Below are 26,370 nucleotides of genomic sequence, written 5' to 3'. Positions count from 1 at the left end.
ATACTGTTATATGTCCATTTATATTTTAAATAAGAAACTAATTAAGTAGCTTTGCATTGACTGCATCGAAGGTGATCTCTATAAAATTATGTACTTGTTCAATAGGGTGTACTTTTGAAGCAGCGGATACGGACTGTTTAGCAATAATTAAATAGTCGGCTATTCTTAATGCTTGTTGCTCACTGACATTCTGTTCCTGAAGCTTTTTGCTAAACAGTTGACGTTGATAATCCACAAAAGACTGAATTTCATTGATGATTAGGGTCTCTTCTTCGCTGTTAATTTGCAAACGTGTATTAGTCATCAAGCAACCTTTACTAGTATCTTGGGCACCATAAATGGTTAAGCAATCGTAAAAAAATTGTTTGATATCTGCTACACCTGCTTGGCTATATTTAAGTTTAATTAAGGCTGAAGAGTGTTGGTCTCTGTAGGCCTTTAAGCTCGCAAGAAAAACCCCTTGTTTACTACCAAAACTGGCGTAAATAGAAAACTTATTAATGCCCATGGTGGATTCAAGTAAGCTCATCGACGTATTGTGATAACCATTTCGCCAAAATAGTTCTGTGGCTTTGGCGATAACTTCACTGTCTTCATAGTTTTTTTACGTGCCATCTTCCTTACCTAAACGATCGGTTAGTTTTAGTTTATGATAAATATCTTAGATAAATTTACAAGTGGATTTTTAGAAAAGCAGGAATTTTACGCAAGTAAAATGGATTTGAAAAAAGCACTAACGAGTTGAAAGTTAGTGCTTAGCTGTGAAATTAATCTTTATATATGTAATAAATGATTACAATTTAACGACTAATTTTCCTTTATTGCCACCAGTCGCAAATAAGTTGAGTCCATCAATAGCTGACTCTATTCCTTCTAATACATGTGTTCTATGCTTGATTTTTCCTGCCATCACATAAGGAGTGAGTTTTTCTAATAACTCTGGCACTTTATGAAAGTGATCAGGCATAGTGAAACCTTGAATAGTAATACGACGTTTGATGACATTTAACCAGCTTGGACCTGGTGCAGGTGTATCACTGTGATAATCTGAAATTAAGCCACACACCACAACACGACCATGTGCATTCATTTTATCTATAATCATATTCTGAATAGGGCCGCCGGTATTTTCAAAGAAAACATCAATACCGTCTGGTGCTGCTTTTGCTAATTGCTCAGCTAAATCATCGCTTTTGTAATTAATCGCGGCATCAAATCCTAGTTCGTTGACGATCCAATCTGCTTTTTCTTGGCTGCCAACAACACCAATTACACGTAAACCATCAGCTTTTGCTAATTGCCCAACAATAGAGCCAACCGAGCCTGCAGCACCGGTTACGATTAAGGTTTCGCCTTTTTGTGGTTTACCTACGTTAAATAAACCTTGTGTAGCAGTTAAACCTGGTAATGCAAAGACAGACAAAATACTCTCATCTGGTAAGTCAGCGGTGACTTTATTTAAACCTTTGCCATCACCTAAATAATATTCTTGCCATCCCATCATTCCCATGACGCGATCACCGACGGTAAAATCAGGGTGATTACTGACAGTCACTTCACCAATGCCAGAGCTGCGCATTACGTCGCCCAAGGCAACTGGCGGAATATAGCTGTTCATATCTGGAGTCATCCATCCAAACATTGCAGGATCAAGTGACATATAATTTTGTTTTACTACGATTTGGCCTGGTGCCACTTCGGGTATCGTTTTCTCAACTACTTCAAAAATAGATGGATCCACATGACCACCTTGATGGTGTTTAATGAGGTTAATTGCTGTATATGTTGTCATGTTATTTTCCTCGTTATTAATATAAAAGAGTATGTTGTGAACCAACGGAGATCAGTATGACAACTGTTAATAATAGAATATATACCTTAAAATGAGCTTCTTTATTGTTATAAAGACAATAATAGAAGGTTTGATTCTTAATTACTTAAAAGGGCTAAATATGGATCAGTTACGCGCACTCAAGTATTTTGTGCAAGTGGTAGAAACGGGTAGTTTTACTAAAGCCGCTGAGATGTTCTCTGTTCCTCCCTCCTCGCTATCGAGGAGAGTCGCAGATCTTGAAAAAAGCCTAGGGGCCACCTTATTAAAACGCTCTACACGCATAATGTCTTTAACAGAAATAGGACAACAATATTATCAGCAAGTTAGTGAGGTATTGCGTAGCCTTGAACTCAGTGATGAATCGGTGCGAGCTTATCAAACCATACCGATGGGGGTACTTAACATAAGCTCAACCGTAGGCTTCGGTGAGAAAGTCTTATTACCTTTATTAGATGAGTTTTATGATTTATACCCTCAAGTTACTTTGAATGTTACCTTAAGTGATGAATTGTCTACGTTAGCAAGAGATGAAGTCGATTTGGCGATACGTGGCGGTTATGCTCCAGATGAGCGGGTTGTGGCAATTAAACTGATGGATAACGATTTTATTACAGTTGCATCGCCAAGTTATATGGCGCATATAGGCGAAATAACTGATGTGATGCAACTTAAACAACATCAAGGTTTATTCTTTAAAACACCCGCTGGTCCAACACCTTGGTTGTGTGAAATTAATGGACAATGGCATGATGTATCGGCAAAACCCTATTTGATAACCAATAATGGCGACTGGCTATTAAGACAAGCCATTGCGGGTAAAGGGATATTAATGATGCCAAAATGGGCCTTATATAACTGTTTAAAAACCGGTGAATTGATTGAATTAGATATTAAACCTGCATTAACGGTCACACAAAATCCTAATTTAGGTATTTTCTTGTTGTATCAAAAGCAGCGTTATCAGGTACCAAAATTAAAAGCCGCGATCGACTTTATAGTGGCAAGAATCAATGCCCTTAATCACTAAGTATATGATCTAATAAAAGGAACTACATTGGACTTATCAACACAATTAAGCCTTTTACCCAGTGTCGTAGATAATAGCTTTGATCTGCTGATTGAACAGACGTTGAGTGCGTTCAATCATCTTAGTCTGTTTATTTTGTTAGTGACGGTATTATTTTTATTACAGCGCTTAGTATTTAAAACCAGTATGCAACTGTTTGGTGGTAAAGCCATCTATATCAGTGCTTGGATAGGCACTCCCATTCATGAATTAAGTCATGCTTTTGCTTGTATTGTTTTTGGCCATAAACTTAAACAAATCTTATTATTTAGCCCAGATCAAAAGGGCACTTTAGGTTATGTTACACACTCCTATAATAATCGTAATCTATGGCAGGTAATGGGAAACTTCTTTATTGCCATTGCACCACTATTAGGAGGATTATTCGCTTTATACCTAGTTACTTGGCTTTGTTTAGACAATGCTATTGCGTTGTTTAACTTATTGCAGAATGGACTCGTTAATGGTTTAAGTGAATTACAAACTGGCAGTCTACTCAATCTAACCCATGATCTGGCATCGATTATTCAACAAGCTTATATTGATGATCCCCTTAAATTAGGGATATGGGTTTATTGTTGTGCAGCTATCAGCTTACACCTTTCCCCTTCAGCAGAAGATATTAAGGGCATTAGTGGCGGGCTATTCACTTTTGTTGTGGTGTGTATTCTGTTGATGTTGATCAATCAATATTTAGAATTAACTTGGTTTTCTGAAGTGGGGGCAATGATTAATACTGTGTCCATGGCTTATTTGATAGGCATAGTGTTAGCGAGTATGTTGTTATTACCTCTGTTATTTACCCGTTGTTTGTTGTTAGTGATGAGTATCAAATGACGCCATTAACTTTTCTACTGTTATTAGCGCCAATCATTATTAACTAACGGCAAACTTTTTACCTTGAATGCTGTGTAAACGGTGACCTAATAAAATTGCAGCAGTGGTTAAGCCTACTGTGATCCCTATCCAAAACCCGATAGCCCCCATTGGTTGAGTTAACCAGTTTGTCATACCTAAGATATAACCTAAGGGTAATCCAACTACCCAGTAGGAGATAAAAGTACGGATAAAAATAGCTGACATCTCTTTATAACCACGTAAAGCACCGGCTGCAACCACTTGGATAGCATCAACGCATTGATAAATAGCCGACAGTAAAATTAAAGTGATGGCTAGTTCAATCACTTCAATATTATGTGAGTAAAGCTCTGCAATCTGTTGTTTAAAAATAATACTGAATAGGGCGGTGACCATTGAAAGACCTAAGCCGATCGCTAAACCAGCATAACTTGCTTGCTTTGCACCATTATTACTTTGTTTGCCTAAGTTAAAACCAACGCGGATACTGACGGCGTTTGCGATACTCATAGGTAACATAAAGATCATACTGGAAAAGTTAATGGCGATTTGATGTGAAGCAACCACATTTGCCCCTAAAGGCGCGACTAATATTGCAATGGCAGCAAAGATGGTAACTTCAAAAAACAGTGCAACAGCGACTGGCAAACCGAGTTTAGTAATGTGATAAATATGCTTGAAATCTGGCTTAGTAAATTGCGTAAACAATGGGTAATGTTTTAATTTTCGCGTGTAATACACGTAGGCAGCAAGGGCGATACACATAAACCAGTAAACAATAGCTGTCGCCACACCACAACCAACACCGCCTAATGCTGGCGCACCCCATTCACCATATACAAACATCCAGTTTAATGGAATGTTAAGTAATAATCCTAAAAAGCCAATGACCATTGCAGGTTTAGTCAGCGATAATCCTTCAATATAGTTACGTAGCGCTTGGAAGATGAGAAAAGCGGGAATGGCAAAAATCATTGCATACAGATAGTGTGTGGTGATCTCTGCTAAACGGTCTTCAATCTCCATGATCACCATTAATGAACTGGCATTGAATAATACTATAGCAACGGGGATACATAGTAATAACGAAAGGTATAAACCTTGTTGTCCGGTTTTAGGGATGTTCGCTAAATCATTTGCACCATGAGCTTGTGCTGTTAATGGAATTAAAGCCATCAATACACCCACACCAAACAGGATACAGGGTAGCCAAATACTTGCTGCTATGGCTACCGCTGCCATGTCTGTTGCACTGACACCACCGGCCATGACAGTATCAACAAACCCCATCGCTGTTTGAGCAAACTGCGCAATAAATAAAGGCAGGCTAAGCTTGATAATTTTTTTAGATTCAACAACAAAAGGCACAACTGACTCCACTCAGACAAAACAGCGAGTTTAGGGTGATCAGCTGCGCGGTGCAATGGAATTCTTACTTTAAATACAAAAACAGCAGAGTTATTTTTACAACCATGGAATTATAATTAATAGACTTATTTTAATTAGTGGTTTTGCTTTTAAAAGAGCTGATTGAAGTGAATATAAAATTAAGGGTATCCTACAAAAATAGATGATAAGCCTCTTAGTTTATTTAAAAAACACAGCAACTTCTATTTGAATAGGTAAACTATTCGTTCTTGGTATTTATACTCACTGTATGAGATAGGTTTGTTATGAGTTTGCAGTCATTGAAGCACTTCTTTAACCCTAAGTCTGTTGCTGTTATTGGAGCATCCGTGAATATTAAGCGGGCAGGGTACTTAGTCATGAATAACCTGTTAGCGGCAGGTTTTAATGGCCCTATTATGCCGGTCACTCCCAAACACCGTTCAGTACATGGTGTATTAGCCTATCAAACTATTGCCGATTTACCGATCGTGCCGGACTTAGCGGTGATCTGTACCAATGAAGCACGTATTCCAGATATTCTTGTTGCCTTGGCTGATAAAGGCTGTGTTGCTGCTATTATTGTTGCCACTGAAGGACAAGCAAGTACTTCAAATGAAATCTACCGCTTAGCGACACAACATCATATTCGCTTATTAGGCATGAGTAGTTTAGGTGTGATTAATCCGCATAGTTCATTGAATGCCAGTTTAGCCCATTGTAATGCATTGCCAGGAAATATTGCTTTTGTTTCACAGTCAGCTGCTGTGTGCACCACTGTATTGGATTGGGCGAGCAGCAAAGGCATTGGGTTTTCAGCTTTTGTCTCATTAGGTGATGCGCAGGATATTGGTTTTCCTGAAGTGTTAGATTATCTTGCGCGTGACAGCAAGACGCAATCCATCTTGTTGTACATAGATAATATTGATAATGCTCGCGCCTTTGTCTCTGCTGCACGTGCCATTGCTCTACATAAAACCGTGTTAGTCATTAAGTCTGGCAGCTCTTTATTAGGAGCAAAAGCCGCTGCGTTACATAGCCGTGGCTTATTTGGACACGATAGTGTTTATGATGCTGCCATTAAACGGGCGGGTATGTTGCGTGTACATGATTTACACGAGTTGTTTGCTGCGGTTGAAACGCTTGCTTATTCCCGTGCATTACATGGTGAACGTTTAGCGATAGTCAGTAATGGTGGCGGGTTGGGCGTGCTTGCTGTTGATAACCTAGTAGAAGAAGGAGGGCGTTTAGCAGAGCTTGATGCCCCGTTAATGGATAAGCTTAATGCTTGTTTACCGGATAATTGGTCGCACAATAATCCTATTGATATGATCGGAGATGCAGACCCAACACGTTATGCAACAGCCTTAAAACACCTGATGGATAGTGAGCAGGTAGATGCTATTTTAATTATTCATTCTCCCTCTGCTTTATCGAATAGCGAAGAGACGGCGTTGGCGATTGTTGAGGCGATTAAAGGACACCCTAGACGTAAGCAAATTAATATTTTAACTAACTGGACCGGAGAAGCTGCAGCAAGACCAGCACGACAAATCTTTGCTAACGCTCGCATTCCTACTTTTCGAACGCCTACCGGTGCGAGCACTGCGTTTATGCATTTAGTACAATATCGTCGCAATAAAAAACTGTTAATGGAAACACCAACTAGTGTGCCCGAACATATTGTCTACGATGCAAATGCTGCAACAAATTTCATTAAAGAGATGCTTATTGAACGAAACCAAGGAGATAATGAGCAGCTAGTTAAACTCAGTACTTATTGTACTAAACCGTTATTCGATGCTTATCATCTTAATACCATCGAAACGCATATTGCTATGGATATTACAGATGCCATTGAGAAAGCAAAAATCATAGGTTATCCGTTAGCGGTTAAGATTAACTCGCCGGATATTCAGTTTAAATCGCAAGTTCATGGGGTCATGTTAAATATTAATAATGCGCGTGAACTAGACTCCGCGCTAAGGTCGATCACTGAGCGTGTAAAAAAATCATTACCGGATGCACAGTTGACCGGTTTACCCTACAAAAAATGGTGGCTTCTGGTTTGGCTCTTGAGTTACGCGTTATGATTAAGCAGGATGCTATCTTTGGGCCTGTGATTGCTATTTCTCAAGACAGTGATACCAGGGACTTACAAACTACATTAGAAAATGCAGTGGTTGCGTTACCGCCTTTAAACATGGCATTAGCGCGGTATTTAGTGATTCAAGGTATTAAAGATAAAAAAATAAAAGTGAAGCAACAAGTGCAGGATTTTGATATGCAGGCAGTATGCTTGATGCTAACTCAGTTGTCTCAGATGTTATTAGATAATCCTGAAATTGAAGATTTAGATTTAAACCCAGTATTAGTGGCAGGCAATAAAGTGACCATAGTCGATAGCCAGATCACTTTGCTTCAGAGTGAAGCCAATTTACCTTGTCGTTTTGCAATAAGCCCTTATCCGAAACACCTCGAAGAAACCATTGATCTAAAAAATGGACAAACTATTTTATTAAGACCAATTACTGCTGAAGATGAGGTCCGTCATCAACTTTTCGATAATAGCCAAACTAAAGAAGATCGTTATAAACGCTATTTTTCACAACGTGGTTCCATGACTCATGAAGAGATGGCCATGCTGACCCAAATAGATTATGAAAGAGAGATGGCATTTATTGCGGTTAATTATGTTGACGGAGAGGAGCAGGATATTGTTGCTGTGATTCGAGCGTCTACTGACCCCGATAATATTGAAGCAGAATTTGGCATGATAGTAAGTCGAGGTTTACAAGGGTTAGGCATGGGGTCTTTATTGTTAAATAAGATGATTGCTTATCAACAATCAAAAGGTACACGTTATTTAGTCGCCATGACCATGTTAAACAATATTGGTATGGCTAAATTAGCTAAAAAACTCGGTTTTAAAATAGAGCGTGATATTGAGGAAGGCATTATTAATATGCACATGGAACTTACAAAATAAGGGGAAGTCTGATACAAATACAGAGCCTTAATTGTTGTTAGCCGATTTACTCTTGTGCAAAGTGAATAAACGCTGATCAATTTCCCCTATTTGTGATTGAATATTAACAATAAATAAAAAATAAACGTAAATATATTGTCGTGGTTATAACACTGGCATTACATAAATTGTTCAACTTTTAGGCGGTAATACTTAACTCTAATAATAAGTTGCTACAAAGGTGAGTTTCTTTTGTGTTAGTGATGAAAATGAAATAAGTTTTTAACCAGTAAAATAAACAATGTAATGAATGTGATTGTTATTAGTATACAAATAAGGCTTAGTAAATAAGCAGCCTTCTTGTATATTAACCGTATTAATTTGCCCTGATTTAAGAGTGTATAAAAATGAGCCAATCTGACTCTCTCGTAGAAGAAGTTATTGAAAGAAATCCGCATGAAAAACACCTTAGTGATTACCGTCCATCAAATTACACTATCTCCACTATTGACCTTGAGTTTGATCTGTTTGATAACCAAACAAAAGTAAAAGCTATTAGCCAAGTGACGCGTGTTAGTACTGATAACACACCGTTATTTTTATTCGGTGAAGCATTAACCTTAGTTTCCCTTCTAGTAGACGGTGTTGAATATTCAGATTACCAACTAGCTGAAGATGGTATTGTTATTAATCAATTGCCTGCTTCATTTACGTTAGAAATTAACACTGAAATTGATCCTGTTGCTAATCAAGCTTTTGAAGGTTTGTATAAATCTGGCGATGCGTTCTGTACACAATGTGAAGCGGAAGGTTTTAGACGTATTACCTATTATTTAGATCGCCCTGATGTATTAGCTAAATTCAGTACTAAAGTGATTGCCGATAAAGCACTGTATCCGTATTTATTATCAAATGGTAACCAGGTAGATCAAGGTGATTTAGAAAATGGACGTCACTTTGTTTCATGGGTTGATCCGTTCCCTAAACCTGCTTACCTATTTGCGCTGGTGGCTGGTGATTTCGATTGCCTAGAAGATAACTTTATTACTAAAAGTGGCCGAGATGTAAAACTCGCCTTATTTGTTGATAAAGGTAACTTAGATAAAACACAACATGCAATGATCTCCCTGAAAAAATCAATGCAGTGGGATGAGCAACGCTTTAATTTAGAGTATGACTTAGATATCTACATGATTGTGGCCGTTGATTTCTTCAATATGGGCGCCATGGAGAATAAAGGCCTAAACGTCTTTAACTCTAAGTTTGTATTAGCGAACTCACAAAGTGCAACGGATCAAGACTACTTAGGTATCGAAGCGGTTATTGGCCATGAATACTTCCACAACTGGACTGGTAACCGAATTACCTGTCGTGATTGGTTTCAATTGAGTTTGAAAGAAGGGTTAACTGTATTCCGTGACCAAGAGTTTAGTTCTGATCTAGGTAGCCGAAGTGTTAACCGTATTGCCAATGTAATGACTATGCGTGACTATCAATTCGCAGAAGATGCTGGGCCTATGTCGCATCCAATTCGTCCTGAAAGTGTCATGGAGATGAATAACTTCTACACCTTAACGGTATACGAAAAAGGCTCTGAAGTGATCCGTATGATGCATACTCTATTAGGTGAAGATAAGTTCCAACAAGGTATGCAGTTGTATGTACAACGTTTTGATGGACAAGCCGTTACCTGTGATGACTTTGTTGCTGCAATGCAGGATGCAAGTGGTATCGACTTAACTTTATTTAAACGTTGGTATTCGCAATCGGGTACACCACAAGTGTATGTTACGGATCATTACAACAGTAAAGACCATACTTACCAAATCACCTTTAAACAGAAGACACTACCAACTGCGGATCAAAAGAAAAAACTGCCGCTACATATTCCAGTTGATATTGAGCTGTTGGACAGTAATGGTAATGCTATTGAGTTATTACCAGGAAAAACTAACCGAGTACTAAGCCTCACTCATACAGAGCAAACTTTTGTATTTAAGAATGTATTAACCAAGCCGGTTCCTTGTTTATTCCGTGGTTTCTCTGCACCTGTGAAATATCAATATGCTTACAGTGATGAACAGTTATTGGATATTATGAGTTTTGCTAGTGACGAATTTTCTCGTTGGGATGCAGGACAAACGCTATTTAACAAATACTTGGTTAAAAACGTCAAAGCGTTACAGAATGCAGAAATGCTATCGTTACCAGAAATCTTTATTGATGGTTTTAAATCTGTATTAGTGAGTGAAGATTTAGATCCATCATTAGTGGCTGATATGTTTGCATTTACCAGTGAAAACGGTGCACGTGAGCTATTTGATATTGTCGACATTGATGCAATACACACAGCGCGTGACTTTATGTTGCAAGAGATCGCAACGCAACTGCATGAACTATTTGTAGACACATACTTACGCCATAACGAGTTAAAAGCGTATCAACCAGATATAGAAGATATTGCAAAACGTAAACTAAAAAATAGTGCGCTGGCATTTATTGCGCGTGTAGATAAAAAGTTAGCAAACGAATACGTTTTAGCACAAATTGAAGCATGTAATAACATGACTGATTATCTTGGTGCTTTAAATGCTGCAAACAGTGGTTTATTAGAGTGTCGTGCATCTGTCATGCAAGCCTTTGATGATAAGTGGTTTGAAACAGGCTTAGTGATGGATAAATGGTTTGCGCTACAAGCAAGTATGCCATCTGATAATGTACTAAAAAACATTGAGGCATTGTTTGATCATCGTAGTTTTGATTTTAGTAATCCAAACCGTTTACGTTCATTAGTGGGTGCCTTTGCACAAAATAATACTTATCGCTTCCATAACCTTGACGGTAGTGGTTATGCATTTTTAACGGATCAGTTGATTAAGTTGAATAGTCAAAATCCGCAAGTAGCGTCTCGTTTAATTACGCCTTTAATTCAATTCAAACGTTTAGATGAAAAACGTGTAGCACTCATTAAAGTACAATTAAACAGATTGTTAGCATTGCCAGATTTAGCTGTTGATCTGTATGAGAAAGTGACTAAAGCATTAGCACAATAGAAAATAAAAAGGCCAAATAGTTGAACTATTTGGCCTTTTATTATGCTGCTTAAATTAATTATTAAATGTTGATTAATTCAACAAATATTAAAACTTGTATTCAATACCCGCTAATAATTCTGCTTCAATTAAGTAACCATCTGCACAATCTTCACCACTACAGAAAGACTCTGTATGGCCTTCACGTAATAGTGTGCCGTATACTCTGAAATCACTACGCAGTGCAAAATGTTGATTTAATTGGTAACGCATACCTACGGCTGCACTTGCTGAAAAAGCGTAAGCTGAACTGTAATCATCGTCATCTGGTAAAATATGTGTACCACCCACGCCTAAGGCGATACTGGTGGAGAAAGGTGAGATATCTTGGAATAAGATACGGCCACCAAAATGTAAGTATTGAAGGTAAATATCTGTATCACCAGAAGAGCGAACGCTATTAGAGAAGAGTAACTCGCCCTCTGAATTTTCTTTATAACTCCAGTTTAATGCAATTGCTTGTGCAAAACGTGCTCCATCATCTGGGTCGTTTATATCTGTACCATCATCATAATCTAGGTCAATACGGGAGCCTAAGAAACCAGTTATACTAATATAATCATTGTTATAGCCAGACTCTGGGTTCACTAAACGTTCTGCAAAAACCGGCGTTGATAAGGCCGTTAACAATAATGTTGAAATCGCTTTTTGATGTATTTTCATGCAATATCCATATTCTAATTTAATCATTATGATGAGAAGAGAAGTTATAAAAATAATAGAGTAAAGTAAATTCTATATAAATTCGAATTATTTATTTTTTATCTTAATGTTTCTTATAAGATTTACGTTTTTTCCACTTTTGAATCGAACTATAGCGCCAAAATAGAGTAAACCCCCAATAACCTAATCCTGCACTGATTAACCCTAGGATCACACAACCTAAAAATAGTGGCGGGGCGATGGTTTCTATGGCATTAACGATCCAATGATATGACAGCTTAAAATGAAAATCTAATAAAGGGGCATGAAGAATAAATGCGCCTAAACGATAAGCACAATAAAACAGTGGTGGCATAGTCAGCGGGTTTGATACCCAAACTAAAGCAACAGAGATAGGCATATTCACTGAGAAAAACATCGCTAAGAATGCCGCTAATAACATTTGAAATGGCATTGGCATCCAAGCACAAAATAAACCTACAGCAACCGCACCAGCAGCACTACGTCGATTTAAATGCCAGAGATTAGGATTTTGTAATTTTGAACCAAAACGTTGCAAATGAGGATGTGACTTTAATGTCTCCGGATTTGGGGAAAAACGTTTAATAAATTTTTTGGCATATAATTAAACTTTATCTACTTAAATGGAAAGAAATGCGCATAACAATAAGCTTGTCTATTGTTACTTTTATTACCACTCTATATTGGCCACAGTTACTAAATGAGAGTGGTTTACTTAGTTGTGCCTATATTATTGTTATTTTGATGTGTTGGCCAAGATGTCGCTATCTAACCATTGTTCCTATTACAGCCCTGTATTTTAGTTTTTATGTTTATACCACTTTGTTTGGTATTAACCATTCGATAACAACCCATAATAACACTCAAGTAGATAATTTATTAAATAATAATCATCAATCCTTAATGAGTTTTATCTCTGAGAATAGTAAGGCACAAGACAATACCATAACAGTGCAGGTTAAATCATTAATCAATACAAAAAATAGTGGTTATTTTGTTGCTCGTATGACCGCTATCAATGAACAAGCTTGTATTATTTGTCCTTTAATTGAAATGCGTTGGTTTAGACCAACATTAATAGTACAAGCAGGGCAAGTACATCAATTCAAGGTGCGTATTAAAGCATTACAAGGAAAAGCCAATCCAGATGGTTTTGATCGTCAAAAGTGGCGGTATGCACAACACATTGCCTATATTGCGTCGATTAAACAACATGTAATGACCATAGACTCGGCTATTTCATGGCGCGCTAAAATATATAATCACGTACTAAAATTGACCGAAGGATTATCACATCAAGGCGCTATTATTACACTAATATTTGCTGATAAAAGTTTAATCAGTGTGCAAGATAAAAATACAATTGCTAGTTTAGGTATTGCTCACTTATTTGCTATCTCCGGTTTACATATTGGTTTGCTCTTCGTTTTTTCATTTGTTTTGTTATATAACCTGTGTAAATGGGTAATGCCAATCCATCATTTAGGGTGGACATCCTGGCGATTAGCTAATGTGTTTGGTTTGATAGTTTGTATTGGCTATGGATATATATCTGGGTTCTCATTACCTACTCAACGTGCCTTATTGATGCTGCTTTTGAGCATCATCATGTTGTCGAGTAAACGAAAAATTGCTTTATTTGACCTGCTGTTTATCTGTTTTTGGGTGATGCTATTGTTTGATCCCTTAGCCATCTTGAGTAATAGTTTATGGCTTTCTTATACCGCTATGTGTGGGATTGTTATTTTCTTGTGGTTAATGAAAGGCAGGCAAGTACCCATTAATCAACAACTCTCTTGGTGGCAGGTGTTGATAGCTAAGAGCTGGTTAGTAGTTAAAAACTTATTGTTATTGCAATTAATGTTAACGCTGTTCATGTTACCGATTCAGTTAATTAATTTTTCTGCAGTGAGTAGTTTTGCTTTAATGATTAATTTGATAGCAATCCCTCTTTTCTCCTGGGTGATTATTCCTGTGGTGTTATCAGGTGCGTTGTTTGTTCTAATTTCTGATTCAATAAGTTATTCATTGCTTTCTTTAGCAGATCATCTATTAGTTATCTTTTTTGATTATGCAGAGCCCTTCACAAATGGCTACATGGCTTTATCGGATTTTTCAGTAAGCAGTTTATTAAGTCTTTTGTTATTTGCATTACTTTACCTGTTTAGTTGCTTGTACAGTCGTTTTTTTGTGGTTAGTAATAAAGCTCGCTACGGTTTTATGGGGATCTTTTTACTTTTTTGTTGTGTGACATGGCTGGAGAAAGCATATCAAAAACAAGCATCATGGCAGGTAGAGGTGTTTGATGTTGGACAAGGGCTAGCTATCTTAATCAGTAGTGATGGGCAACATCTACTTTATGATACTGGGCCAAGTTATGGTGAACACTATGCTGTTGCGAACAGTACATTAATACCTTATTTAAAAGCAAAAGGGGTCGAAACATTGGATGTGTTAATGGTCAGCCACAGCGATAATGACCATGCTGGTGGCGCTAAAGTGATTCAAAATGCTTTCTCCGTCACACAAGCTTTTTCAGGCGAGGCAAGTGTGCTTAATGCAAGCTCCGTAATGGCTGACATTACACAATATCAGCAATGTTTGGCTGGGCAAGTCATCTATCTTGGACAATTAACCATGACGTTACTTGCGCCTATCACATTAGGTAAAAATAATAATGATAACTCTTGTGTATTAAAAGTGAGTGACGGTCAGCATAGTGTCTTATTAACTGGCGATATTAGCAAAAAAATAGAGCAGAAATTGATTACTACGCAGAACGCATTTTATCAGGAACAAAAATCAAGCAAGTTAGCTTCTGATATTTTGATTGCACCTCATCATGGCAGTAAAACCTCCTCTAGTGAAGCGTTCATCAAACAAGTTAAACCAACCTGGGTAGTATTTTCTGCAGGGTATAAAAATCGCTGGCGTTTTCCTATACAATCCGTGGTCGAACGTTACCAGGAGATGGGGGTTGAACATTTAACAACCGCTAAAACTGGATTTATTCGCTTTAATGTGCAAAATCAGCGTATTGAAGTAAAAACTTATAGAGAAGATCTTGCTGCTTATTGGTATCATCAGCATCTTGCATTCTAAATCTCTTATTTGGTGTATTAATGAAAAACGATAAAGAAAACGCTTGGTCAATATTAAAGCGACTTGTTAGTTATATTAAAGATTTTAAACTAGCGTTAGTAGGCGCCATTATTGGCATGATTGGTTATGCTGCTGTTGATATGGCGTTAATTTGGTCTTTACAACCATTAATTGATGATGGTTTCACTGGTAAAGATCCTACTATACTTGAAATGATGCCTTATTTTGTTGTGATTGTAATGGGGTTACGGGGTGTAGCTGCTTTTATGAGTCTCTTACTGTATGGCTTGGGTGGGTAATAACGTTGTGATGAAATTACAACGCCAATTGTTTGCCCAGCTAATGTTGTTACCAGTATCATTTTTTGACAGAACGAATACGGGTGAATTGTTATCTAAAATAACTTATGACGCGACTCAAGTTTCTAATGCTGCGAGTAATGCGTTAGTTAAAGTATTCCGTGAAGGTGCAACAGCGATAGGGCTAATTGCATTAATGTTTTATCAAAGCTGGCAGTTATCATTGGTCTTTTTTGTGGTGGGGCCAATTGTTGGTTTAGCCATTAATATTGTCAGTAAACGTTTTAGAAAGATCAGTAAAAATATACAAAATGCAATGGGCACAGTAACAACTTCTTCTGAGCAGATGTTGAAAGGCCATAAAGAAGTATTAATGTTTGGTGGCCAAAAAGTAGAAAACAAAAAATTTGAAAAAGTCAGTAATACCGTTCGTTCTCAAAAGATGAAAATGGCCAGTGCAAATGCGATTAGTGTACCTGTTATACAAAGCCTGTCCTCTTTTGCTTTAGCATTTGTGTTATATCTTGCTACCTTCCCACAGATTATGGATACACTGTCATCGGGTACGTTTGTGGTGATTATTAGTTCAATGATGGCTTTGATGAAACCGATTAAGAGTGTGACTCAAATTAATAATGAAATTCAAAAAGGGATTTCAGCGAGTACCAGTTTATTCGATATGCTAGATATGAATGTAGCTAAAGACGAAGGCACATACGAAGTTGACCGTGCAGATGGTGATATTAGTATTAAAGATGTTGTATTTACTTATCCAAAAGGGGATAAACCTGCTTTAAATAATGTAAGTTTTAATGTCAAAGCAGGGCAATCCGTGGCGCTAGTGGGACGTTCTGGTAGTGGTAAATCTACCATCGCGAATCTACTTACACGCTTCTATGATATTGACTCTGGTGAAATCTTGTTAGATGGTAAAAACATTGAAGAGTATCGACTCACTTCATTACGTGACCAAGTAGCAATTGTCTCGCAAAACGTGCATCTTTTTAATGATACAATTGCTAACAATATCGCTTACGCTAGTGAAGATCGATATACTGAAGAAGACATCATAAAAGCCGCAACAACAGCGCATGCTATGGAGTTTATTAATAACTTCCCTGAAGGGTTAAACACAGTGATTGGTGAAAACGGCGCTATGTTATCAGGTGGTCAACGCCAGCGTTTAGCCATTGCGCGTGCATTGTTACGTGACGCACCTGTACTTATTCTAGATGAAGCCACGTCCGCGTTAGATACAGAGTCTGAGCGTCATATTCAAGCCGCGTTAGATGAACTGCAAAAAAATAGAACTTCCATTGTCATTGCACATCGCCTGTCGACCATCGAGCATGCGGATCAAATTTTAGTGATCGACCAAGGCGAAGTAGTTGAACGTGGAACACATCATGAGCTGTTAGCGCTAGGAAAAATATATCATGGTTTAAGTCAGATGCAGTCTGCTGGGGAGCTTTAATGCTTTTTTGGTATAAGCCGACGCAATGGTGGACATGGATGTTATGGCCTTTTGCCATGTTAATGCGGTGTATTAGTGTGTGCCGGCGTTATGCTTATCAGCAAGGTTGGCTTCAAAGTTATAAAAGTCCCTTACCTGTAGTGGTGGTTGGTAATATCTCCGTGGGCGGAAATGGTAAAACGCCTTTTGTTATTAGCCTTTGTGAGTTACTGATCGAACAAGGTTATAAACCAGGTGTGATTAGTCGTGGTTACGGTGGCAAAGCAGATAATTATCCATTACTCGTGACTAGCGATACCTCGGGTAAAATTGCCGGTGATGAGCCTGTATTGATTTTCCAACGTTTACAGATCCCTGTTGTGGTTGACCCCGTTCGTTCTAATGCCGCTGATTATTTGGCAACACAGTGTGATGTGAATGTGATTATTACCGATGACGGCTTGCAACATTATGCATTGCAACGTGATATAGAAATTGTTGTTGTTGATGGTAAACGTCGCTACGGCAATCAACATATTATGCCGATGGGGCCATTAAGAGAATCGGTTAGTCGTTTACGTGATGTTGATTTTATTATTAACAATGGTGCGGTTCATGAAGGTGAGTCAACCATGTTCTTAATGGCATCTGAGTGTAAAAGAGTGGATGGTGTTGAAGGTAAATTAGCAAAACAAAGTGTTAACGCTTGCGCTGCGATTGGTTATCCTCCACGCTTTTTTAATACATTAATTGAACAAGGTTTTAGCCTAGATAAGCAAATACCTTTTGCTGACCATCATGCTTATAGTGAAAGTGATTTTGCGCAATTTAGTACTGACAAACCACTGTTAATGACCGAAAAAGATGCAGTTAAATGTACTTCATTTGCTCAACCTCATTGGTGGTATTTACCAATTGATGGTCAATTACCCGCTGATTTTACAGACCCGTTTTTAGAAAAGTTAACACAGATTAAGGAAATAAAATGCTAGATATTAAGTTATTGGATATTATCGCTTGTCCAGTATGCAAAGGAAAATTAGCTTACGATAAACAGAAAAACGAATTAATTTGTAAGTTTGACCACCTGGCTTATCCTGTGCGAGATGGTATTCCTGCATTACTGTATACAGAAGCGCGTAAAATGAGTGCTGACGAGGAGTAATCATGTCATTTATTGTAGTTATTCCTGCTCGTTATCAATCTACTCGCTTACCGGCTAAACCCCTAGCTGATATCTTGGGTAAAACCATGATTGAGCGAGTCGCTAATCAAGCATTACAAAGTGGTGCGAAGCAAGTGATTGTGGCAACTGATGATCAACGCATTGTTGATGCATTAGTAGAGGTTAATAATATAGAAGTTTGTTTAACCTCTAAGGATCACGAATCAGGTACTGATAGGTTAGCGGAAGTATGTCAGCAATATCAATTTGCAGATGAAGAGATTATCGTGAATGTGCAAGGTGATGAACCATTAATTCCACCTACTGTCATTAAACAGGTAGCTAATAACTTATATGCGAATCAACAAGCAAGTGTTGCTACATTAAGTGCGCCTATTACAGATCAAGATGACGCTTTTAATGTTAATGCAGTGAAAGTAGTAACCGATAAAAACAACCTTGCATTATATTTTAGCCGTGCGACTACACCTTGGGATCGCGATAATTTTACCGAACAAAATAAACAGGGCAAGAATGTCGATTTAAGTCATTTACAACGCCATATTGGTATTTATGCTTACCGTGTTAGCTTTTTAAAGCAGTACGCGCAATTATCAGTATCACCATTGGAAATGATCGAAAAACTTGAGCAGTTAAGAGTACTTTGGCATGGTTATAAAATTCATGTTGATGTAGCTAGTGAAGTACCTCCAGCAGGAGTGGATACAGCACAAGACTTACAACGAGTGATTGACGTATTGTCACAAAGTGACATTAATATTAAGGAATGATAAAGCCTATGCGAGTTTTTCTTATTGCTTGTTTTAGTTTCTTGCTAGTAGCTTGTGGCGATGACCGCCCAGACCGCTTGCAAGCAAATATTAAAACAGCTGATTACCTTATTGAGAATCTAGGAACAAACTTAGATACTCAACGAATTCGAAATGCGATTATTTTGCAACAGTATGCGACGCTACTGAAACAGAAGAAGCCTGACTTAAGCCCATTGTTAACTGAGTTATCAAAAGATGCATCAAGAGAAGGGCCGATGTTTCGCTCTTTAGCAGATCGTCTTTCCACTTTAAAAACCAGACCTGAAATCTTAGGGGATATTGAAGCCCAATTATACGAAAGCGAAACCTTGATTGAAGCGTCTGATCCCACTTTATTTAATGATGCGTTATCTGATCCTGTAAATGTTATCGCGGATATGTCTGATGGTGAGCTTGCGCGTGTTAATGCAATTAGCCAAGCACGAAGCCTACAAGCTAATGGCGCTGACGATAATGGTGCTGGTAGTCAGTTGGTAGGTAATCCGGGTTACGGTCAATGGCAAACGAATAGTAGTGGCTTTTCATTCTGGCAATGGTATGCGGCTTATACTCTGTTTTCTGCCATCTCTCCACGTCAAATAGGTTACGATCGCTGGTCATCGCGCAGAGACTACAGCTATTACAATGATGTGGGTAGGAATCGTTATACTTCTCCGCAACAAAAGAAATCTCAAGATGATTTAGCACAGCGTACGAAGAAGAAATTTGGCAATAAAGGTGGTTTTACTAGCCCTTATGCTAAATCTAAAACCGGTGCAAGCCGCATGTCTACAGCCAGTAAACAAGCGCAGAAAGCGCCGAGTTTTTCAGGGAAATCAAGTTATTCGAAGCAAAAAGCTTCCTCTAGTAGCTTTAGAAACAGCAAATCAACCACATCTCGTGGTGTTAGTCGCGGCAAATAGGATATTAAAATGAACGAATTAATGACAACATTAGAAATAAGTGGATCGCTGATTGGTTATCTAGCAATTGATATGGCTGTTGCTATCCTATTGCTAGGCGGCATTCGTTATACCATGGGTATGTTAGGTAAAATTAATACTGCAGATGAGTTAGCCCATAAAGATAACTTTGCCTATGGTATTAGTATGGCTGGTGGGGTAGCAGCCATGGGGATTGCATTAAGTGGAGCTATCACCGGAGAACTTGCAGGATCTTACGAAATTGAATTAATTGGAATGTTAGCTTACGGTTTAGCAGGGTTAATTTTAATTAAAGCAGGTCGTTACATTCACGATCGTTACGCACTACCAGCCTTTGATAAACAAACCTTAATTATTGACCGTAATATTGCTGTTGCTTTAGTAGATGCAGCTTCAGTAATTGCTACTGCTATTGTGGTACGAGCTGCGATCATGTGGGTAGAAGGCTTAAATGTTGATACCTTTATTGCACTAGTAGCTGCACTGGGTTGTATCACAGGTGATGTTAGTGGTGATCACGCGTTTATTTGAGTGGAAATATTCAAAAAACAACGGTATTTCTTTCCAAACAGCCTTGGTTAATAACCATATAGCATTAGCAATTCGTTACAGTGGTTACCTTATTTCAACCGCTATGTCGGTAACTGCAGCAAGTTACTTCATTATTTTTAATATGGATTCACTATGGACAGGCTTGATGCAGTGGGTAGTGATCAGCGTTATCTTAATGGTGTTATTAACTATTTTAACAAGTCTTGCTAAGTTATTAGTATTATGGGGAATTAACCGTCGTGAGGAAGTTGAAGATCAACAAAACATCGGTATTGCAACCATTGAACTAGCAACTTCTTTCTCCATTGCTTTCCTATTAATGGCATTAATGTCTTAACACTAGTTTTTTATGTCACTAGGCCATCATCTGATGGCCTTTTTTATAAGCGAATTTAATTGTATGCGCCTTAAATCCCTCAATAGCAAACAGCTCAACCTACTTATTGATGATGCTTTTTTAATTCTAATTATGGCCACATTAGCCTGTTGTGGTCTGATATATGAGTACCTATTATCTCATTACTCTGCGCGTATTTTAGGCAGTGTTGAAACAGTCATTTATGCGATTATTGGAATAATGATTGTCTCCATGGGATTGGGGGCTTTTGCTGCTAAAAAGGTAAAAGATGCCTTTCAAGGCTTTGTGTTTTTAGAGCTCATTGTTGCGCTGATTGGTTGTAGTGCTACCTTATTTATTGCTTCTGTGATCGGTTTTAGTCAAACCTTACCGCAAGTTATTGCTGATACTTACCAAATACCTAACGATGTGCTACTAAAAGGGGATTTTTAGCAACATTATCTTGGTTAACCACCAAACTGCCTTATCTATTTGCGTTTATTTTAGGTTTTTTGATCGGGATGGAGATCCCATTGATTGCAAGGATCAGAGAAACTGTTTACGGACAGCGCTTAGCGCATAATGCAGGCACTATTTATGGTGCCGATTATATTGGTGCCGGTGTTGGTGCTGCGATTTGGGTGCTGTTTATGTTGAAAATTGAGATCAGCCAAGCAGCCGCTCTGACCGCTTCATTAAATTTGATTGCGGGCTTTGTATTTTTAGTACGTTTTAAAGATCATCTAAAACACAGAACAAAATTGATTGTAGGTCATCTTTGTTTAGGTGGTTTGATTGTATTAGTATTTTTGTTTGGTAATAACTGGCAAAAGCAGATGCAAAATATGCTGTATTTAGACAAAGTGGTGTATCAAAAGCAAACCACTTATCAGAATTTGGTATTTACTGAGCGTTTACTGGGTGGTGGTTATGATCCTATCTATAACTTTTATATTAATGGTCGATTACAATTCTCAAGTTTAGATGAACATATCTATCACGAGTTTTTAGTGCAGCCAGTGATGCAAGTATCTGCACGCCATCAACATATTTTAATTATTGGTGGGGGCGATGGTTTAGCTTTACGTGAAGTTCAAAAGTGGCAACCTGAACAAGTGACTCTGGTTGATCTTGATCCTAAGCTGATCGCATTATTTAAATATCCAGAGCAAGCATTACCACCTCACCTGAGTGATAAAATTAAACGTTTAACACAAGATAGTTTTAATCAGCCAGGTGTGAAGGTCATTAATGATGATGCCTTTATCGCTATAGACCGTTTATTAGCGAATAAACAGAGTTTTGATGCGATCATTGTTGATTTGCCTGACCCTAGCCATCCTGATTTAAATAAGATGTATAGCGTGAATTTCTATTATCGTTTGAAAAACTTGTTAAGTAGTGATGGGGCTATTGTTGTGCAATCTACTTCACCATTCCATGCGCAATCTGCATTTATCTCTATAGGTAAAACGTTGCAAGAAGCAGGCTTTAATACCGAACAGTACCATCAAAATGTTCCGTCATTTGGTGAATGGGGCTGGAGTATTGGCACTAAACGTGGACAATCTGCGTCACAGCGAATATCAAAGATTAACACGTTAAATGTACCAACGAAGTGGTTAACTTTACCTTTGTTAAAAGGAGCTTTTTCCTTTAATAAAGATTTTTATTTACACAAAGACAAGGTGAAAGTTAATTATTTAGGCAGTAATGTGCTTTACCAATACCACCAAAATGCCTGGGAAGCAGAAACAGAATTTGCTAATTAAATAAAAGTGATTGTTGTTCATTTTGTCTGATTCACTTGTCATGAATAAGTCTTAAATTTGTAACTCGCCTGTCATTTTACCTTTCTATCCTACTTTAAACAGGATAGAAGGGTGATGATAGGATGATTTCAAGTCAAGAGATGTTCAAAAAGTACTTTCCACAACTAGTGGAAAACTCCTTACAACATAAATTATTAAGTTCTTTATGTAAAAATTTATTACATGAAAGTGAATTTGTACAATTTTCAGCACGCTACCCCAATCTTAAAGGTTTTGATTTAATTGAGAAAACACTCGATTATTTTGACTTCAGTTTTGCAACGATAGATAAACAAATTGAGCGTATACCTGTTTCTGGTCGTGTGGTGATTATTGCTAACCATCCAATTGGTTCATTAGATGGTTTGGCTTTATTACATCTAGTGAAGAAGATTCGCGGTGATGTAAAAGTGGTCGCTAATGAACTATTAATGGAAATAAAACCACTTCAAGAGCTATTATTGCCCGTTAATAATATGTCGGGTAATACTGCCAAACAAGATTTACTGAATATCCATGACTTCTTATCTGCTGATGGGGCATTAATTATCTTTCCTGCGGGGGAAGTCTCTCGCTTTACACCAAAAGGGATTAAAGATTGTCAGTGGCATAAAGGCTTTTTGAAAATTGCTTCACGTGCCAAAGCTCCCATATTACCGATACATATTAAAGCGAGAAACTCTTGGACCTTTTATGCCTCTTCTTTCTTTTATAAACCATTAGCGAGTTTGTTACTCGTTAAAGAGATGTTTAAACATAACGAGCAAAGCATCAATGTCAGAATTGGTAAGTTAATCCCTTTTGAAAGTTATGGTAAAAATAAACTATCAACTAAAGTAAAAGTAAACCTATTACAGAAAGAGGTTTATCGAGTAGCAAAAGGGCAGCGAAGTTACTTTAAAACGGAATCGGTAATTGCTCATCCTGTTCCACGGGTGGAATTAAAGCATGCTATTGAGAAATGTCAGTTATTAGGCAGCACCTCTGATGGCAAGAATATTTACCTCTTAGAAAAACCCGATCATGGGGTGATTTTAAAAGAGCTAGGGCGTTGTCGAGAAGTTACGTTTCGTGCTGTTGGGGAAGGTACTGGAGAAAAACGCGATCTAGATGAGTTTGATTTTGAATATCTTCATATTATTTTGTGGGATAAAGAGCAGTTAGAATTAGTAGGTGCTTATCGTTTTACCACTACTTCACGCTTAATAAGCGATAAAGGAGTCAGTGGTTTATACAGCGACCAGTTGTTTGACTATAAAGCAGATATGCATCCCTATTTTGAACGAGGTATAGAGCTTGGGCGTAGTTTTGTACAGCCTAGGTATTGGGGAAAACGCAGCTTAGATTATCTATGGCAGGGAATTGGTGCTTATTTAGCCATGAATAAAGATATTCGTTATCTATTTGGGCCTGTTTCTTTAAGTGCTTCATTACCTAAAAAGGCACATGCGTATCTAGTCTATTTTTATCAGCTATATTTTCCTGCACAGGGGGACCTGGCTCAACCCAGAAATGCCTATAATATTTCAGATGAGTTAGACAACGAATTGTTAAGTTATTTCACTGGTGAAAACTATGCTAAAGACTTTATGAAATTAAAAACCATGATGAATAATATGGGTGTCAGTGTGCCAACCTTATATAAACAATACACTGAATTGTGCCATGAAGGTGGTGTGCAGTTTGTTGATTTTAATATTGATCCGGACTTTAATAATTGTATCGATGGCTTAGTAGTGGTGGATTTAACTTATCTAAAAGAGAAGAAAAAATCACGCTATATTGATATGCATTTAACAGACGATAATCTACAACAAGAGCTAGCTGAACTCAGTGCTTAAACGATATACAAATTAAAATTTGTTTGTTTTGCTGTTACCTTAAATGGGCGCTATAATACGCGCCCTATATTTTACCCCTAAAAAGGAACAACAGCGGTGTTTGAATTCCCCAAATAAATAAAAGCAGTGTTAAAAATGATGTGCTTTCAGGTTTAACAGTTGCTTTGGCACTGGTGCCAGAAGCAGTGGCCTTTGCCTTTGTTGCAGGTGTTGAACCAATGATTGGTTTATATGCGGCATTTATGGTTGGTTTAATCACCTCTATCTTTGGTGGTCGTCCAGGTATGATTTCTGGCGCAACCGGAGCAATGGCTGTTGTAATGGTTGCATTAGTAAGCTCACACGGTGTTGAGTATCTATTTGCTGCGGTTATGTTAGCAGGTTTATTCCAAATTTTATGTGGTGTTTTGCATTTTGGTAAATTCATTCGTATGGTGCCGCATTCAGTGATGATTGGCTTTGTGAATGGCTTAGCTATCGTTATCTTTTTAGCGCAACTAGGTCAATTTAAAGTGAAAGATGCTGCAGGTAACTTAACTTGGTTACAAGGCAATGCACTTTATATCATGTTAGCTTTAATCGCGTTAACCATGGCGATTATCCACTTTTTACCTAAGTTAACTAACGCAGTGCCTTCTACATTAGTGGCGATTGTGGTTGTGACTTTGTTAGTTTATTTTGTTCCTGCATTAGAAACTCGCACCGTATTAGACTTTCTACAAAGTATGAGTGGCGATGAAAATGCGACTATTGCGGGCACATTACCAACCTTTGCGCTTCCAATGGTTCCGTTCAATTTAGAAACATTGCACGTTATTTTGCCATACTCTCTGATCCTAGCTGCAGTTGGTCTAATTGAATCTCTATTAACCTTGACCGTTGTTGATGAGATGACAGGAACACGTGGCCGTCCTAATAAAGAGTGTGTTGCTCAAGGTGCATCAAATATGGTGAATGGCGTATTTGGTGGCATGGGTGGTTGTGCGATGATTGGCCAGTCTATGATTAACATTAACTCAGGTGGACGTGGCCGTTTATCTGGTATTACCGCTGCACTTGCGTTATTAGCGTTTATTTTATTTGCATCTGGTTTAATTGAAATTGTACCGCTAGCCGCATTAGTGGGTGTGATGTTTATTGTTGTATTAGGTACCTTTGAATGGGCTTCATTCAAAATGATGCGTAATGTGCCAGTTAAAGATGCAATTGTGATTGTATTAGTAAGTACGGTAACTGTGTTTACTGACCTTGCTATTGCTGTTTTTGTTGGTGTGATTGTTTCTGCATTGGTATTTGCATGGGAACATGCTCGTCATATCCATGCAAATGTTGCTGAAAATGAAGATAAAACTGAAAAATCTTACGCTATCAATGGCCCATTATTCTTTGGTTCTGTGAGTAATTTCTTAGAATTATTCGACGTTAAAAATGACCCTCGTCATGTGACGGTTGATTTTGCATCCTGTCGTGTAGCAGACCATTCTGCTATTGAAGCGATTAGTGTACTTAACGAGCGTTATGTAAAAGAAGGCAAAAAACTGCATATTCGTCACCTAAGTAAAGACTGTCGTAAGTTATTGCATAAAGCAGGTGTACTAGTGGAAATGAACCTAATTGAAGATCCGTCATATGCGGTAGCATCGGATAAACTAGGTTAATTTATACAGATCATAAAGGGTATTTAAAAGCAGGTTTTATAACCTGCTTTTTTGTATTTATTCGAAAAGGTATTATGGGAACGGGGAATTAGGTTTTAATAAACCTTATGTTATTTTTAATGGTTTTTTATCGAGTTGATTGTCTAATTGGGCGATAGCCAGCATCGCACTTAGGGCTCATTTGAGTTGATTTTGGGTTCCATACTGAAAACCAAATATGTTTGTTTCTTAACGTTTTCTTTTTACTTTTCATCTTCTTCTCCTTTTATTTGTTAAACACAATATAGCCTACTTATTGCAACTTTGTGACAATTTAAAAAAGATTACTGATCCAGATTAATAAAAAAGCAAAGAAAGGCCTTTTTAACAAGAAAATGCATAATATTGTTATTCTACAGCCTTCAGATATTGTATGCTTGAGGCACGAAGTATCAGAGGTTGTTTACATGAAAAACCAATGATTAAATATTAGCTATTTTAACAAAATTGATGTGGTTCTGGACGTTTA

The 26,370-nt window shown here is 37.8% G+C and carries 15 protein-coding genes and 4 pseudogenes; 14 read left to right on the top strand and 5 right to left on the bottom strand.

Going from position 1 to position 26,370, the window contains the following annotated elements:
• Positions 1 to 37: 37 nt before the first annotated feature.
• Together ACLKL2_RS03600 and ACLKL2_RS03595 are read right to left on the bottom strand one after the other, a co-directional pair.
• Positions 38 to 580: a TetR/AcrR family transcriptional regulator gene (locus ACLKL2_RS03600; protein WP_413694240.1), complete on the bottom strand. Its 543-nt coding sequence runs from the start codon at positions 578 to 580 to the stop codon at positions 38 to 40.
• Between the two features lie 213 nt (positions 581 to 793).
• Positions 794 to 1,792: an NADP-dependent oxidoreductase gene (locus ACLKL2_RS03595; protein WP_413693399.1), complete on the bottom strand. Its 999-nt coding sequence runs from the start codon at positions 1,790 to 1,792 to the stop codon at positions 794 to 796.
• Positions 1,793 to 1,952: 160 nt separating this feature from the next.
• Here ACLKL2_RS03595 and ACLKL2_RS03590 point away from each other — a divergent pair, with 160 nt between their 5' ends.
• Both ACLKL2_RS03590 and ACLKL2_RS03585 read left to right on the top strand, forming a co-directional pair.
• Entirely contained in the window at positions 1,953 to 2,861 is a 909-nt protein-coding gene (locus ACLKL2_RS03590; RefSeq protein WP_413693398.1) for a LysR family transcriptional regulator, read from the top strand.
• A 27-nt stretch (positions 2,862 to 2,888) separates the two neighbouring features.
• The gene (locus ACLKL2_RS03585; protein WP_413693397.1) at positions 2,889 to 3,737 is read left to right on the top strand and encodes a M50 family metallopeptidase; all 849 of its coding nucleotides are present in this window, start codon (positions 2,889 to 2,891) and stop codon (positions 3,735 to 3,737) included.
• Positions 3,738 to 3,776: 39 nt separating this feature from the next.
• On the opposite strand, the gene ACLKL2_RS03580 is transcribed toward ACLKL2_RS03585, so the two are convergent.
• Positions 3,777 to 5,126: an MATE family efflux transporter gene (locus ACLKL2_RS03580; RefSeq protein ID WP_413693396.1), complete on the bottom strand. Its 1,350-nt coding sequence runs from the start codon at positions 5,124 to 5,126 to the stop codon at positions 3,777 to 3,779.
• Between the two features lie 305 nt (positions 5,127 to 5,431).
• On the opposite strand from ACLKL2_RS03580, the pseudogene ACLKL2_RS03575 reads away from it, so the two are divergent.
• Together ACLKL2_RS03575 and pepN are read left to right on the top strand one after the other, a co-directional pair.
• Positions 5,432 to 8,133, top strand: a pseudogene (locus tag ACLKL2_RS03575) (bifunctional acetate--CoA ligase family protein/GNAT family N-acetyltransferase).
• A 386-nt stretch (positions 8,134 to 8,519) separates the two neighbouring features.
• The gene (gene pepN, locus ACLKL2_RS03570) at positions 8,520 to 11,165 is read left to right on the top strand and encodes an aminopeptidase N (protein WP_413693395.1); all 2,646 of its coding nucleotides are present in this window, start codon (positions 8,520 to 8,522) and stop codon (positions 11,163 to 11,165) included.
• An 87-nt stretch (positions 11,166 to 11,252) separates the two neighbouring features.
• On the opposite strand, the gene ACLKL2_RS03565 is transcribed toward pepN, so the two are convergent.
• Entirely contained in the window at positions 11,253 to 11,867 is a 615-nt protein-coding gene (locus ACLKL2_RS03565; RefSeq protein ID WP_181817668.1) for an outer membrane beta-barrel protein, read from the bottom strand.
• A 103-nt stretch (positions 11,868 to 11,970) separates the two neighbouring features.
• Positions 11,971 to 12,426, bottom strand: a complete 456-nt coding sequence (locus ACLKL2_RS03560; RefSeq protein WP_413693394.1) for a DUF2062 domain-containing protein — start codon at positions 12,424 to 12,426, stop codon at positions 11,971 to 11,973.
• A gap of 95 nt (positions 12,427 to 12,521) precedes the next feature.
• Here ACLKL2_RS03560 and ACLKL2_RS03555 point away from each other — a divergent pair, with 95 nt between their 5' ends.
• The 10 genes and pseudogenes from ACLKL2_RS03555 (at position 12,522) to ACLKL2_RS03510 (ending at position 25,862) form a co-directional block, all read left to right on the top strand.
• A complete protein-coding gene (locus tag ACLKL2_RS03555) occupies positions 12,522 to 14,990 on the top strand; it encodes a DNA internalization-related competence protein ComEC/Rec2 (protein ID WP_413693393.1) in 2,469 nt (822 codons plus the stop codon).
• A 20-nt stretch (positions 14,991 to 15,010) separates the two neighbouring features.
• Positions 15,011 to 16,763 (top strand): annotated as a pseudogene (msbA, locus tag ACLKL2_RS03550) (lipid A ABC transporter ATP-binding protein/permease MsbA).
• A complete protein-coding gene (lpxK, locus tag ACLKL2_RS03545; protein WP_413693392.1) occupies positions 16,763 to 17,734 on the top strand; it encodes a tetraacyldisaccharide 4'-kinase in 972 nt (323 codons plus the stop codon). The pseudogene msbA and the gene lpxK overlap by 1 nt, the downstream one beginning before the upstream one ends.
• On the top strand, positions 17,728 to 17,907 hold the full coding sequence (locus ACLKL2_RS03540) for a Trm112 family protein (protein ID WP_113817496.1): 180 nt from the start codon (positions 17,728 to 17,730) through the stop codon (positions 17,905 to 17,907). The genes lpxK and ACLKL2_RS03540 overlap by 7 nt, the downstream gene beginning before the upstream one ends.
• Positions 17,908 to 17,909: 2 nt before the next feature.
• Complete coding sequence (kdsB, locus tag ACLKL2_RS03535) at positions 17,910 to 18,698, top strand: 3-deoxy-manno-octulosonate cytidylyltransferase (protein WP_113817497.1); 789 nt, start codon at positions 17,910 to 17,912, stop codon at positions 18,696 to 18,698.
• 8 nt (positions 18,699 to 18,706) lie between these two features.
• Entirely contained in the window at positions 18,707 to 19,642 is a 936-nt protein-coding gene (locus tag ACLKL2_RS03530; RefSeq protein WP_413693391.1) for a hypothetical protein, read from the top strand.
• A 9-nt stretch (positions 19,643 to 19,651) separates the two neighbouring features.
• Positions 19,652 to 20,552 (top strand): annotated as a pseudogene (locus ACLKL2_RS03525) (DUF350 domain-containing protein).
• A 63-nt stretch (positions 20,553 to 20,615) separates the two neighbouring features.
• Positions 20,616 to 22,324: pseudogene (locus ACLKL2_RS03520) on the top strand (polyamine aminopropyltransferase).
• A gap of 122 nt (positions 22,325 to 22,446) precedes the next feature.
• Positions 22,447 to 24,204 (top strand): lysophospholipid acyltransferase family protein, encoded by a 1,758-nt coding sequence (locus ACLKL2_RS03515; RefSeq protein WP_113817500.1) that lies wholly within the window; start codon positions 22,447 to 22,449, stop codon positions 24,202 to 24,204.
• 104 nt (positions 24,205 to 24,308) lie between these two features.
• Entirely contained in the window at positions 24,309 to 25,862 is a 1,554-nt protein-coding gene (locus tag ACLKL2_RS03510) for a SulP family inorganic anion transporter (RefSeq protein WP_413694239.1), read from the top strand.
• Positions 25,863 to 26,370 lie beyond the last annotated feature (508 nt).

The organism is Psychromonas sp. KJ10-2 (assembly GCF_047323255.1).
Classification (GTDB): domain Bacteria; phylum Pseudomonadota; class Gammaproteobacteria; order Enterobacterales; family Psychromonadaceae; genus Psychromonas.
Note: the sequence above shows the minus strand (reverse complement) of the source record. Positions and strands in the feature narration are given on the sequence as shown.

Bases quoted from the DNA above. Each gene is read 5' to 3' on its own strand.
- ACLKL2_RS03595 (WP_413693399.1), bottom strand. From the start codon at position 1,792: ATGACAACATATACAGCAATTAACCTCATTAAACACCATCAAGGTGGT.
- ACLKL2_RS03590 (WP_413693398.1), top strand. From the start codon at position 1,953: ATGGATCAGTTACGCGCACTCAAGTATTTTGTGCAAGTGGTAGAAACG.
- pepN (WP_413693395.1), top strand. From the start codon at position 8,520: ATGAGCCAATCTGACTCTCTCGTAGAAGAAGTTATTGAAAGAAATCCG.
- ACLKL2_RS03565 (WP_181817668.1), bottom strand. From the start codon at position 11,867: ATGAAAATACATCAAAAAGCGATTTCAACATTATTGTTAACGGCCTTA.
- ACLKL2_RS03555 (WP_413693393.1), top strand. From the start codon at position 12,522: ATGCGCATAACAATAAGCTTGTCTATTGTTACTTTTATTACCACTCTA.
- lpxK (WP_413693392.1), top strand. From the start codon at position 16,763: ATGCTTTTTTGGTATAAGCCGACGCAATGGTGGACATGGATGTTATGG.
- ACLKL2_RS03540 (WP_113817496.1), top strand. From the start codon at position 17,728: ATGCTAGATATTAAGTTATTGGATATTATCGCTTGTCCAGTATGCAAA.
- kdsB (WP_113817497.1), top strand. From the start codon at position 17,910: ATGTCATTTATTGTAGTTATTCCTGCTCGTTATCAATCTACTCGCTTA.
- ACLKL2_RS03530 (WP_413693391.1), top strand. From the start codon at position 18,707: ATGCGAGTTTTTCTTATTGCTTGTTTTAGTTTCTTGCTAGTAGCTTGT.
- ACLKL2_RS03515 (WP_113817500.1), top strand. From the start codon at position 22,447: ATGATTTCAAGTCAAGAGATGTTCAAAAAGTACTTTCCACAACTAGTG.